The organism is Dyella flava (genome assembly GCF_016904955.1).
GTDB classification, from domain to species: Bacteria; Pseudomonadota; Gammaproteobacteria; order Xanthomonadales; family Rhodanobacteraceae; genus Dyella_B; species Dyella_B flava.
This window is the reverse complement of record NZ_JADIKE010000034.1, coordinates 323,624-336,278: the sequence shown is the minus strand read 5'-3', so window position 1 is coordinate 336,278 and position 12,655 is coordinate 323,624. Positions and strand designations below refer to the sequence as shown.

General features: G+C 59.7%; 9 protein-coding genes. 5 read left to right on the top strand and 4 right to left on the bottom strand.

Annotated elements, in window-relative coordinates:
• Positions 1 to 435: 435 nt before the first annotated feature.
• Positions 436 to 1,119, top strand: a complete 684-nt coding sequence (locus ISP19_RS09665; protein WP_284385082.1) for a rhomboid family intramembrane serine protease — start codon at positions 436 to 438, stop codon at positions 1,117 to 1,119.
• A gap of 9 nt (positions 1,120 to 1,128) precedes the next feature.
• A complete protein-coding gene (locus ISP19_RS09660; protein WP_204681149.1) occupies positions 1,129 to 1,452 on the top strand; it encodes a DUF1820 family protein in 324 nt (107 codons plus the stop codon).
• Between the two features lie 7 nt (positions 1,453 to 1,459).
• Here the strand turns inward: ISP19_RS09660 and ISP19_RS09655 are convergent, their stop codons facing one another.
• A complete protein-coding gene (locus ISP19_RS09655; protein WP_204681148.1) occupies positions 1,460 to 2,188 on the bottom strand; it encodes a glutamine amidotransferase in 729 nt (242 codons plus the stop codon).
• Between the two features lie 25 nt (positions 2,189 to 2,213).
• Positions 2,214 to 4,040, bottom strand: coding sequence for a type IV pilus assembly ATPase TfpB (tfpB, locus tag ISP19_RS09650; protein ID WP_204681147.1), 1,827 nt, complete (start codon positions 4,038 to 4,040; stop codon positions 2,214 to 2,216).
• 98 nt (positions 4,041 to 4,138) lie between these two features.
• Here tfpB and glyQ point away from each other — a divergent pair, with 98 nt between their 5' ends.
• The gene (gene glyQ / locus ISP19_RS09645) at positions 4,139 to 5,050 is read left to right on the top strand and encodes a glycine--tRNA ligase subunit alpha (protein ID WP_204681146.1); all 912 of its coding nucleotides are present in this window, start codon (positions 4,139 to 4,141) and stop codon (positions 5,048 to 5,050) included.
• Positions 5,047 to 7,194, top strand: coding sequence for a glycine--tRNA ligase subunit beta (gene glyS / locus ISP19_RS09640; RefSeq protein ID WP_204681145.1), 2,148 nt, complete (start codon positions 5,047 to 5,049; stop codon positions 7,192 to 7,194). Before glyQ ends, glyS begins: the two co-directional genes overlap by 4 nt.
• 74 nt (positions 7,195 to 7,268) lie before the next feature.
• On the opposite strand, the gene ISP19_RS09635 is transcribed toward glyS, so the two are convergent.
• Both ISP19_RS09635 and ISP19_RS09630 read right to left on the bottom strand, forming a co-directional pair.
• Complete coding sequence (locus ISP19_RS09635) at positions 7,269 to 10,124, bottom strand: TonB-dependent receptor plug domain-containing protein (protein ID WP_204681144.1); 2,856 nt, start codon at positions 10,122 to 10,124, stop codon at positions 7,269 to 7,271.
• A gap of 392 nt (positions 10,125 to 10,516) precedes the next feature.
• Positions 10,517 to 11,107, bottom strand: coding sequence for a helix-turn-helix domain-containing protein (locus ISP19_RS09630; protein WP_204681143.1), 591 nt, complete (start codon positions 11,105 to 11,107; stop codon positions 10,517 to 10,519).
• Between the two features lie 617 nt (positions 11,108 to 11,724).
• On the opposite strand from ISP19_RS09630, the gene ISP19_RS09625 reads away from it, so the two are divergent.
• Entirely contained in the window at positions 11,725 to 12,588 is an 864-nt protein-coding gene (locus ISP19_RS09625) for a YbaY family lipoprotein (protein WP_204681142.1), read from the top strand.
• Positions 12,589 to 12,655 lie beyond the last annotated feature (67 nt).

The following is a 12,655-nucleotide window of genomic DNA, read 5'->3' as shown; positions in this document are numbered from 1 at the left end:
AGCTGCGCCGATGGTAGTGTGGACTTCCATGCAAGAGTAGGTCACCGCCAGGGGCTTTATCCTTAAAACGCCTTCCCTCACCGGAAGGCGTTTTGCTTTACCCCGACTCGCATCTCCTTCGGCGGCCAAGGCCGCGCCTTAGTCTTATCCGCCAAGGCAGCCGGTCGCCTTTTGCTCCTTGGCGCAAGATAAGTTTTTCTGCGCACGAATAGCTGGTGGCTATCTACCGATAGCTGCGAGTAACCACGCATAACAGTAAAAAGTGTTGCAGCCCGCATTTTACGAATGCAGTCAGGTTAGCTGGCCGCGCCGGCGATAGGATGTACGGCAGCAGCCAGCCTGTAAGGACGCTGCACGAACGGAGTCGAGGCTCGCTTATCACCCATGATGCGTTTCGGGTCGGCTTGACCAGCGCATTCGCCGAGGAGAAGCGCCGTGTTCGTTAATGTTGAAACCCGACGTCATCCCCGTCTGCATTGGGCCGCGATGCTGTTGGTTTTCATCTGTGTGGTGACCTTTGTCGTGCTGGCACTGATGCCGGCCCCGCGGCGCATTACCTTCCTGCTGGAGTGGGGGACTGTCCCCGCCAATATCTTCGATGCGCATCAGCCGCTCTGGCAGCAGCTGAGCGATCCGGCGCTGTTACGGCTTTTCACGGCCTTGTTTATCCATGTTGCCTGGTTGCATCTGCTGAGCAATTTGCTCTTCCTCATGATTTTTGGTGTTCCGGCAGAGCGCACGCTTGGATCCGTTCGCTTCCTGGTGCTGTTCCTGCTCGGCGGCGTGGTGGCCAATCTGGCCGGAGCCATATCACTGGCCGGCGTAGTGAGGCCGATCATTGGTTGCAGTGGAGCCGTATCGGCGGTGCTTGGCGCCTACGTATCGCTCTTTCCGCGGGCACGCCTGGGGCTGGTCTTGCCGCTGGGCTTCTATCTGGAATTCGTGCGAGTGCCGGCGTTTTTGCTGATCGGCATCTGGGCCTTGCTACAACTGTTGTTCAGTTATGTCGGTCCGAGCTACGGTGGCTATGCTTGGTGGACCCACGTCGCCGGCTTCCTGTTCGGGGCCATATTTGCCCTGATGTCGCGCGGTGCAATCATGCGCCGCATGCGCCGGTAAAATGGTGCCATGCGTAACAAGAAACTCTACAAAGTCACCTTCTTGCACCTGGGCAAGTGCTACGAGCTTTACGCCCATCACGTCGCCTCAAGCGGGCTATGGGGGTTTACCGAGGTCGGTGATCTGGTGTTTGAGCCGAGCGGCGAGGGCTTGGTGGTCGACCCTACCGAGGAGCGCCTGCGCGAAGAATTCAAGGACACGCGCGTGCTGCATCTGCCCATGCAATCCGTCGTGCGTATCGAGGAAGTGGAGCGCAAAGGTGCGCTGGCGATTCACGATGCGTCAGACGGGCAGAAGGTCACGCCGTTTCCCATGCCACCACGCAACCGCTGACGATCGGCTATCGCGCCCCTCGACTCAGTCCGTGGTGGCGTGAAAACATTTTCAACAAGCGGCGTGCAATGGGTGTCGCGGCGACTTGCTGATAAGTGTGATGCGGATCGAAGCCCTCACGCCGCATGTCATGGTGCTTGCGCTGAATATATGCGCGCATGATGTCGGCGTTGAATTCCGGATGGAATTGCACGCTGACTGCGTTACGGCCGTAGCGAATCAGATGGTGCGGGTCATGTTCTGAGCGCGCCAATACGGTAACGCCCTTGGGCACTTCCAGGACACTCTGCTCATGTGTGGCATGTGCCCGGAATATCGGCTGCAATTGAGCGGTCAAAGGATCTTGCGCAGCCTCAGGCAGCAGGTCGATCGGTATTGTTCCGATCTCGCGACCACCAGGCAGGTAATCGACGCGTCCCCCGAGTGCATGCGACATGAGTTGGTGGCCATAGCAGACACCGAGCAGCGGCAGGTCCGAGTCCATCGCATTGCGAATCCATCCCGCGGTGTTTTCGCTCCATGGGGCGCGATCGGTCACCATCGCCGCCGAGCCGGTGATCAGCGCGCCGGCAACTTCCTGCGGCGGTGGCAGGGTTTCACCTGCGGCCACATTGATCACCTGTATGTGCTGCGGCTCCAACTGTGCGGACAATCGAAACCAGTGCGGAAAATCGCCGTAGCGAGCACGGATGTTATCGGGAGCTTGACCGGTACGGATGATCAAAATGGGTTTCATGGAGCGACGGGCAATTCGGGTTAGATCACTCAGGCGGAGAATCTTCAACGTGTTCGACCGGCGGTAGTACGGTCAGTACTTCCTGCACCGTGGTCAATCCTCGCGCGACCTGATCGGCCGCGGAAATACGCAATGGACGCATACCTTCCGCCAACGCAGCCTGACCGAAGCGGATCAGATCGAGTTGCGCGCCGATCAAGCTGCGCAAGCGCGGGCTGAGCTGCATCATTTCATAGATGCCGGTGCGTCCGAGGAAGCCGGTATTACGGCATTCCAGGCAGCCAACTGGTCTGAAAACGCGCTCGGGTACAGGAATCGACCAGCCGTGAGTCAACACGGTCCATTCATGCGGATCCTGCAGGGTTTCCAGCTTGCAATGCGGACACAGCGTACGTACGAGACGCTGTGCAACGATGCCGGTTACCGTCGATTGAATGAGATAATGCGGCACACCCAGATCGAGCAGGCGCGTCACCGCGCTCGGTGCATCGTTGGTATGCAGGGTGGAAAGCACGAGGTGGCCGGTCAGCGATGCCTGCACCGCCATTTGCGCGGTTTCCAGATCGCGAATTTCGCCGACCATGATGATGTCCGGATCCTGGCGCAGCAGCGTACGCACGCCCGCTGCGAAATCCAGATCGATCGACGGCTGCACCTGCATCTGGTTGAACTCCGGCGAGACCATTTCGATCGGATCTTCAACCGTGCAGACGTTGATGTCAGGCGTGGCCAGGTGCTTGAGCGTTGAATAAAGCGTGGTGGTTTTACCTGAGCCGGTGGGGCCCGTCACCAACACAATGCCGTGTGGACGTTCCACCAGGCCGCGCCACAAGGCATCTTCTGTTGATGAAAAACCAAGCTGCGAAAAGTCCTTCGCGACGATGTCCGGATCGAAAATACGCATCACCAGCTTTTCGCCGAACGCCGTCGGCATGCTGGAAATGCGCAGTTCCACTTCGCGCCCGGACGTGGCGCGCGTCTTGATGCGGCCATCCTGCGGGCGACGCTTTTCCGCCACGTCCATGCGCGAAAGAATCTTGATGCGCGAGGTCACGGCCGTCATTACTGGTGGCGGCAGTTCGAACACCTTATGCATGACGCCGTCAATGCGGAAACGCATCAGGCCGGCTTCGCGACGGGGTTCCAGATGGATATCGGAGGCACGCTGCTCGAAAGCGTATTGCAGCAGCCAATCGACGATATGCACCACATGGCGGTCGTCCGCGCCGACTTCGCCAGCCTTGCCCAGCTCCAGCAATTGCTCGAAGTTGAGCAGCGTACTGGTGTCGTAGCCGCCCTGGTTCTTGGCGTCTTTGGCAAGCTGGATCGAGCGCTGGACGCCGTAGAACTCTTGCAGGTACCGATTGATATCGATCGGGCTGGATACCACACGATGCACATCGCGGCGCAGCATCTGGGCCAGATCCTTGGACCAGATGTTGTCGAACGGTTCGGCCGTGGCGAACGTCACTTCTCCAGTCGCCGCAGCGACCGGCAGAATGCGATGGCGCTGGGCATAAGCGTGGCTGACCACCTGGGTGACCGCCGCCACGTTGATCTTCATCGGGTCGATTTTCAGATAGGGCAAACCAGCCTGACCGGCCAGCCACTCGGTCAACCCTTCCAGGCTGAGCGGTCGTCCCGGGTCACGTTGATTGACGAGCTTGGCATTGGCGATGACCACCAGCGGGTTCAGCTCGATCGTGGTACGCCCGGCGCGGTTGCCCATGCGCAGCTGTTTGGCATCATCGGCGGACAGATAGCCATCGACCACCAGGGCGGCAAGCACATCATCCAAAGCCAGGCGGCCGCGACGGCCGAGCAAGGAGGCGATTTGTTGAGTGGCTGCCATCTGCAAGGATCCCCGAATGAGCACCGATCGCCCGGGAAAACGGCGAAATGATGCGCTGCGGCTATACTAACCCGCTTTACACTTAGGTTAGGAAAGCAATGTCCGCACCTACCTTTCAGGATGTGATCCAGACCCTCAACCGCTACTGGGCGAAGCAGGGTTGCGTGCTGCTGCAGCCCCTCGACACCGAGGTAGGCGCCGGTACCTTCCACCCCGCTACGTTCCTGCGTGCGTTGGGGCCAGAGCCATGGGCGGCGGCCTACGTGCAGCCCTCGCGGCGGCCTACCGATGGCCGCTACGGCGAAAACCCCAACCGTCTGCAGCATTACTACCAATACCAGGTGGTCATGAAGCCCAACCCGGACAACATCCTCGAGCTATACATCGGCTCGCTGAAGGAACTGGGCCTGGATCCACAGGTGCATGACCTGCGATTCGTGGAAGACAACTGGGAATCGCCCACCCTGGGCGCCTGGGGCCTGGGTTGGGAGGTTTGGCTCAATGGCATGGAAGTCACCCAGTTCACCTATTTCCAGCAGGCGGGTGGCCTGGAGTGCAAGCCGGTCACCGGCGAGATCACCTACGGCCTGGAACGTCTGACGATGTATCTGCAGAACGTGGACAATGTTTACGACCTGGTCTGGACCGAAAGTCCGCATGGCAAGGTGACCTACGGTGATGTGTTTCACCAGAACGAAGTCGAACAAAGCACCTACAACTTCGAGCACGCCAACGTCACCGAACTACTGCGCTGGTTTGATGTGTGCGAAAACGAGGCGAACAAGCTGATCGCTGCGGGCCTGCCGCTACCCGCGTACGAGCAGGTGATGAAAGCCAGCCACACTTTCAATTTGCTCGATGCGCGACGTGCCATCAGCGTCACCGAGCGCCAGCGCTATATCCTGCGCGTGCGCACGCTGTCGCGCAGCGTGGCCGAGGCATACGTTGCACAGCGCGAAAAGCTCGGCTTCCCGGGCCTCAAGAGTCAGAAGAAGGAGCAGGCTGCATGAGCGCCGCCAAGTCATTGCTCATCGAGCTGGGTACGGAAGAGCTGCCGCCGAAGGCGCTCGATGAGCTCGGTGCGGCCTTCCTGCGCGGCATCTGTGACGGATTGAGCAAGCGTGGCGTGGGTGCGTCGCTGGAACAGGCGAAGCTGTACGTTACACCGCGCCGTTTGGCCGTCTATATCCCTGAGGTGGCCGTTGCGCAGCCGGAGCAATCGCTTGAGCGTCGCGGTCCTGCTGTCAATGCAGCGATGGACGCCGATGGCAATCCAGGCAAGGCGTTGCTTGGCTTTGCGCAATCGTGCGGCGTCAGTGTGGAACAGCTGGAAAAACTGGAAACCGACAAAGGCGCGTGGTTCGTGTTTCGCACCGTCAAGCCGGGGCAGGCGGTTGCCGCGCTGTTGCCGGAGATTGTCGACGAAGCACTGAAGGGACTGCCGATTCCCAAGCCCATGCGCTGGGCTGATCACGATTACGCCTTTGTGCGTCCGGTGCACTGGCTGGTGATCCTGCATGGCTCGAATATTGTCGATGGCGAAGTGATGGGCTTGCGTAGCGGCCGACAATCACGCGGTCACCGTTTCATGCACCCGCAACCGGTGCACGTGGCAGATGCCGATAGCTGGCTGGACGCGATGCGCATGGCCAAGGTGCTGGCTGATCCGGCCGAGCGTCGCCAGCGTGTTCGCGATGAAGTCGCTCGCGCCGCCAAGCAGACCGGCGGTACGCCACGCCTGGATGACGCGCTGCTGGACGAAATCGCCAATCTCACGGAATGGCCGGTGGCGATCGCTTGCGCCTTCGAACGCGAATTCTTGAGCGTGCCTCCCGAAGCGTTGGTGACCACGATGGAAGCCAACCAGAAATTCGTGCCGGTGTTCGATGCCCACGGTGCATTGACCGAACACTTCATCGGTGTCGCCAACATCGAGAGCAAACAGCCTGGCGAAATTCGCAAAGGCTATGAACGCGTGATTCGTCCGCGTTTCGCCGATGCGAAATTCTTCTGGGATGAAGACCTGAAAACGCCGTTGGCAAGCTATCAAGAAGCCCTGAAGAACGTCACCTATCAGCAGGCGCTTGGCAGCCTCTGGGATAAGAGCGTACGCGTGGCTGAGTTGGCTCGCATCACCGCCAATCGTGTTGGTGTTGATGCCGGTCAGGCGACGCGCGCCGCCAGCCTGGCCAAATGCGATCTGCTTACGCGCATGGTGGGTGAGTTCCCGGAACTGCAAGGCGTGATGGGGCGTTACTACGCGCAGCATGAGCATGAACCCGCGGAAGTGGCCAATGCGCTGGACAGCGTTTATCAGCCGCGTTTTGCGGGCGATACGATCGCTGCCGGCAAGGTGGGGCAGGTGCTTGCGGTGGCCGAGCGTGTCGATACGCTTGCCGGCATTTTTGCGGTGGGCTTGAAGCCCAGCGGTAACAAGGATCCGTTTGCACTGCGCCGCGCAGCCTTGGGCCTTGCCCGTACCTTGATCGAAGGCGGATTGGATCTCGATCACAAGGCCCTTTTTGTCGAGGCGCTGGAGCTGTTGCCGGAAGCCGCACTCGCTGCCGGCATCAAGCCGGGCAAAGACGGTAAGGCACCTGCCTTCGACGCCGGCCAGCGGCGTACCGCGCTGGTCAACGAACTGAGCGAATTTGTGCTGGAGCGTCTGCGCGGTTACTACGCCGAACAAAGGTTCACCACCGAGCAGTACGAAGCCGTGCTGGCCGTGGCACCCATCAGCCTGGTGGACTTCGATCATCGCCTGCGTGCGGTGGTTGAATTCGGGCGCCGCCCGGAGGCTGCAAGTTTGGCGGGCGCGAACAAGCGCGTTGCCAATATCTTGCGGAAGCAGCAGGAAGAACACGGGGCGCAAAGCATCGGCAATCATGTTGACCCCGCGCACTTCGAGGCGGATGCGGAGCGTGCGCTCGCACAGGCACTTGAAGCTGCACAGGCCGACAACATGGGAGCACTGCAACGTCGCGATTACACCGCGGTGCTCGCACGTCTTTCCCAATTGCAGGCGCCGGTCGATGCGTTCTTCGATAATGTGCTGGTGAATGCCGATAATCCGGCCGTGCGCGCCAATCGACTCGCCTTGCTGGGACGTCTTAAAGCGCAATTCACGGCCATCGCTGATATCGCGCGCTTGTAAGTCTCCGACAGCGTCCCTGGACTCGCCGATACGACTCCCTCCCCAGCAATCGGGGAGGGAGTTTGTAGTGCAGATCAGAACTTCTGGTTGTACGACACGTAGAAGTAACGGTCGTAATCGAACGCCGGGTTGTAGGGCGGACTGCCCGCGCCCGCCAATGTCACGTTGTAGTACAGCGGTCCCTGCTTGTTGAAGATGTTGTTCACGCCGAACGTGAAGGTGCCCTTCCAAGGTGCCGTGTAGCGCAGTTGCAAATCGTTGAATGCCACCGATCCCTTCTGTGCAATGCCGAAGCTGCCGATCCACGGGTTGGTGTAGCTCGGATTGCTGCACTCCACGGCAGGGCTGACGCTCCAGCAGCTGTCTTTCAGGCCGGAGTAGTAGCGTATCGTCCAGCTTGCGCCGAATTGCTTGTAGTCCCAATCCAGCTGCAGGTTTGAGCGCACGCGATACAGGCCTTCCTCGTTATCCATGAAGCCGGCCAGCGTATTGGTCACTTGGCCAGGGCCGCTGGTGGTGTCGTATTTGACGAGGTAGGTGCTGTCCGAAGCCACGCGGAAGGTCCCGAATGGCGTTTCTGGCAAGCGGTAGTGAATGCCAACGTCGTAACCCTGCGTATCAATCGAGCCAAGGTTGGCCAGGCTCTCGTTGAGGCTGGTGATCACGCCGGCGCCATTACGGGTGAAGCGATTGCAGAAGTCCGAGACGTTTTGCACGTAGCAGAAGTTGAGGATGTCGCTGGCGTCCACCGCCGCGATCGCATTGGTCAGGCGGATGTCGTAGTAGTCCAGCGTGAAATCCAGGCCTTCCACGTAATGCGGGCTGTACACCAGGCCAAACGTACGGGTCACCGAGGTTTCCGGTTTCAGCTGCGGATTGGATCCGGATAGGAAAGCAGTCGGCGACTGGCCACCCGCGTTGCTGGTGATCGGATTACCTGCCTGGTCCTTCTGTCGGTAGTTGGTCGGCACACCAGCCGCTGCACAGCGAGCCGCCACCGTCGCATTGGTGGCCGCCGCGCCGAAAGCGGAGTCGCACGGATCCAGAAAGGTTTCAAAGCTCTGGCCGGTGCCTCCGTACAAGTCGTCAATGGTCGGAGCGCGAAAACCTTCGGCATACGTGGCGCGAACCAGCAGGTCATTGATCGGACGCCACCGTACGCTGTACTTGTTGTTCACCGTGCTGCCGAAGTCGCTGTAGTGCGAGTAGCGGCTGGCGATGTTGATGCCGAATTCCTGCACGCCAGGCAGATCACGCAATACCGGTACATCCAGCTCGAGATACGCTTCGTTGACGTCGTAACGGCCGTTGGTGGGCGCGCTGGCGAGGTTGGTGGTCAAACCGGCCGAGTCATTCGGATCCGGGTGATAGGAACCTTTTTCGCGGCGATGCTCGATGCCGCCTGCAATGTTGACCGTACCTGCCGGCAGGTCAAAGAGGCCGCCGCCGACGTTCGCAGTGAAATCGTCGGTCTGGGCGAACTGGCGCGCGGTGCTGACCGAGTTCACGTAGTTCCAGACGGACTGCGGTGTTGCACCCGGACCGGCCAGGATGTTCCAGGGCACGCAGCCTGCCGCACGGTCAGCAGCATCGGCGCAAACCACCTGGCCGTTGAGGATCGTGGTCGGGCCCAACGCCTTTTCGGCGTTCGGCAAGTAAATGTTGCCGGTGGTGATCTGACGGATGTGCGTCTGCGAGAACGTATAGCCGGTGTCCCAGTTCCAGTCGTGATCGAGGAAGGTGAAGTAGCCTTCCGCACCCACGTCGATATGTGCCAGGCGCGAGTTGGACCGGGTGATGCGCGGCATCTCAACGGTGCGGCGCCAGAACGTGGTGGCATTGCCGGGGAACGGGTTGTATGCGTTGTCTGGATCGATGGTCAGGCCGGTGGCGTCCGTGGAGAACGGATAGCCCGCGAGCTGATTCGAGCTATCACGCGTGCTGTATGTCGCCGAACCGTGCAGGGAGATGTTGTCGGTCAGCTTATAGCGATCCTGTACGTAAAGGTTCTTCAGCTTGCTGCCTGCGCGGAAGGTCATGTCCTTCGAAGTGCGGTACTTGTCCGCGAGGCTGGACGAATCGTACGGATGGTAATTGGCAAAATTGGCGGTATCGGTGGCGCCATGATTGATCACATACGTGTTGCCGTTGTCCGGATCCAGCACACGTCCCCACGGGCCCAGTCCCCAGCCATCGTCAGGATGACGCGGACCGTCGGCATAGCGAGTGAGGTCGCGCCGGTTGTCCCATACCGGCGACAGCTCCTGATAAGCCGCGCTGACGATAAAGGCATTCTTCAGCGTGGTATGGCCCCAGGTGAAGTCCGCGTTTTTCTGCTGGCCATCGCCGCCGCCATTCTCCCCGAAGTAGACGTTGGCCTCGCCACCGTCATAGTGATCGCGGGTAATGATGTTGACCACGCCGCCGATGGCATCCGCGCCATACACCGACGAGGCGCCATCTTTCAGTACATCAATGCGCTCGATCATCGATACCGGAATGGTCGACAGATCCGTCATGCCGCTGAGGCTGGTGCTCCAGCGGCGACCGTTCACCAGCACCAGCGTGCGCTGTGAACCAAGGTAGCGAAGATTGACGTAGGTGCCACCCACATCGGGGCCGGAAGCAAGCGTGTCCTGCGGGGTGATATCCGGGGTGCCCACCGATGGCATGCGGGCCAGGATGTCGCTGACATTGGTCAGCCCGGTGGCTTTGATCGCCTGGCGGTCCATGGTGTAGACCGGTTGAGACGTTTCCACATCCACACTGCGGATGTGTGAGCCGGTCACGGTGACGGTTTCCAGACTCTTGGCTTTTGTTGCGTCAGCCTGATCACTTTGGGCCGGGGCGGTGTCTTGCGCGGAAACGGCCCAGGTATGCAGCATGAGTGCCGCCGCGATAGCGGTGGCCAGCATGGTCTTTTGTTTCATCAAACTCCCTCCAAACGAGCTGCCAGCCGTTGCTTCTCCCTCGCTGGGCAACCCGAAACTATGGAAATGGCCCCCACGCATGAGCGGTCTTGTGTGGGCGTGCCCCTGCACCGCCTGCCGCTCCGAGCGGGGCGATGTGATTTCCACGTTAGGGCAAGTTCGTACGAAAACGCAAGATTTTATGTAAGGTTTGCGACAGTATTGCGTAAGATATTGCTGGCAGGGCCATGTAAAGCAATAACTTACGGCGCTTTGGCTCGTTGAGCTGCTGCCTGGATCCAGTGCCCGCGCCTACAAGGCGGTGACTGGAGGTTCTGCACCGAGTTGCTTTTCAGGCACGCAAACAAAAACGGCGACCTGCGGTCGCCGTTTTCATGTCATCGGAAAGTGTTTCAGGCCGGCACGCGGTTGGATGTGCGATTGTTCTTCAGGCGCTCGGCAAGCCGATGATTGAACGCCACCATCGCCGTCGCATCGACGTCATTGCCACCCGGGCCCAGGATGTCATACAGCTCGGCCAGCATGTCGGAATTCTCCGCCAGAGTCAGGCTGCTTTCGGCGAGATCCAATTCGGATTGCAGGATATGCAGGGCCGTGTTGAGCCGCTGCGCGTCCACCGCCGAACCACTGGTTTCCAGCGTGTCAGCTGCCACACGCAGCTTGGCGCGATGCCGTTGGGCGGCCGAAGCGGTTTCAGCGCTATTGGCGGCGTTGTCATCCGGCACCAAGGCATTCGGATCGATTTGCATGGAACCTTCGCCAGCAACCAACCACACCAGGGAAATACCCAGCGTGCGCGCCAGCGTGACGCAACGTGCGCGCGAAGGATCGGTGTTGCCATCCCGCCAGCTTCGCACGACACCCTCCGAAAAGCCGCACATACGTGCGATTTCCGTAACGCTGCCAACGCGCTGGATAAGCACCTTGATGCGATCGGCAAATGTCGTGGTGGATTCGAGGTGGGTATTGGGAGGCAGATTCATCGCAAATTTCCGCAGTAATCAGGGGCGCCTACCGGCAGATTCTTACTGGAGCGCCTTGCATGTACCTGTGTAGCAAGTGTTATAGAAGGGTTTTGGCGCAAATTCCTGAATCAATTCGCATAAAATTACGAATCACGAAACGTCAAGCCTTCCTTGCCCGCATAAACGCGTCAGGGTTCCCTGGGTTGACATGTAGGCCGTTGGATGGGGCAAGAAACTGCGGGGCGGCGTTTACGCCAGGCCTCAACAGATCTAACGGGCCGAAAGACAGACCGGCGCCGGGCCGGTACACCCACGGCACGCCAGCGGGGACTAGGTTCTCCGGGCGGAGCCTGTTTGCTCAAGAAGGGATGGACGACTTTATTCGAAGGAAATCCCTTTCTCTCCGTAAGTAAGCAGAGGCAGCTTTGCCTGAGGTCGAATCTGAGGAACGTAGCCACGGCTCCGCCTGGTACTAAACCCAATGAATACATACGTATGCGAATGGAAGGCTCGCACTGTTGACTTTTACACGTTCCAAGTTTGGGCTATTCTCTGAGGCTCCCCCGCGAATGTCCGCTGCGTGTGCGTATGCAGGCATGTCGTTCGATTCGATCCACACCTGAGGTTTCAATCCCATGCGCAGCGTTGTTTGGTCGCTGATGACAGTGGCAGCGGTTGCACTGGCCGGCTGCAGTAATTCCTCCAGCCCGTCGTCTTCGGCTGGCGCGGATGATGGACAGGCGGCCAAGGCGTCTGCCGCCGCCACAAGTGTTTCGGGCACTATCACTCTACGCGGCGATATCAAGCCGTCGGCCCAGGACCAGCTTGTGATCAGCCTGGTCGACTTGACCGCACAAGGCTCCGCGCCGCTGGCGACCAAGACCATCGCGCCGGCCACAACCTTCCCGCTGCAGTTCGAGCTCGACTTCAATCCCGCGAATGTTGCAACCAACGATCTCTACATCGTGCAGGCTCAGCTGACCGATGGTGATCGCCACTACAACATGCCGATCCAGGCACCGGTGCTGACGCAAGGTCATCCAACGTCGAACGTTGCGATTGAACTGGCTCCGGAGCAGACCCCGGGTGAAAAGCAGCTCGCTGCTTTCCAGACTTTGCAGAAGCAAATCGGTGGCCTGAAGGTTTCCAGCGGCACCAAGCTTGAGCCGAATGTCTCGCGCTCCTGGCAGGTGTTCCGTGACGGCACCGAAGTGAAGTTCATTCGTGAGCTGGTCGACTACGGCGACAAGGGCTTTACCAAGACCGACTACGCTTACAAGGATGGCAAGCCGTGGGTGGTGGAACAGCAGAAGAAGGCCAATCAGGCCGCCAAGCCAACGTCGGTGGATACCGCCGGTTGGGGTGACGATGGCTCGCTGGTGCTGAAGACCCACGAAGCCAACGGTAGCACCGATACGCTGAGTGACAGCGATGCCGCGAGCCTGCAGCAGCAATCCAAAGAGATCCTCGGTCTGGCCACTGGCGGTAAGGGCAAGTAAGCCGGAAGGATGCTCGCTGTAAGCGAAGCTGCATATAAAAAAAGCCGTCCGCATTGCGGACGGCTTT

Coding starts and splice junctions, on each gene's coding strand:
- ISP19_RS09625 (WP_204681142.1), top strand. CDS start 11,725: ATGCGCAGCGTTGTTTGGTCGCTGATGACAGTGGCAGCGGTTGCACTG.
- ISP19_RS09630 (WP_204681143.1), bottom strand. CDS start 11,107: ATGAATCTGCCTCCCAATACCCACCTCGAATCCACCACGACATTTGCC.
- ISP19_RS09655 (WP_204681148.1), bottom strand. CDS start 2,188: ATGAAACCCATTTTGATCATCCGTACCGGTCAAGCTCCCGATAACATC.
- glyS (WP_204681145.1), top strand. CDS start 5,047: ATGAGCGCCGCCAAGTCATTGCTCATCGAGCTGGGTACGGAAGAGCTG.
- glyQ (WP_204681146.1), top strand. CDS start 4,139: ATGTCCGCACCTACCTTTCAGGATGTGATCCAGACCCTCAACCGCTAC.
- tfpB (WP_204681147.1), bottom strand. CDS start 4,040: ATGGCAGCCACTCAACAAATCGCCTCCTTGCTCGGCCGTCGCGGCCGC.
- ISP19_RS09660 (WP_204681149.1), top strand. CDS start 1,129: ATGCGTAACAAGAAACTCTACAAAGTCACCTTCTTGCACCTGGGCAAG.
- ISP19_RS09635 (WP_204681144.1), bottom strand. CDS start 10,124: ATGAAACAAAAGACCATGCTGGCCACCGCTATCGCGGCGGCACTCATG.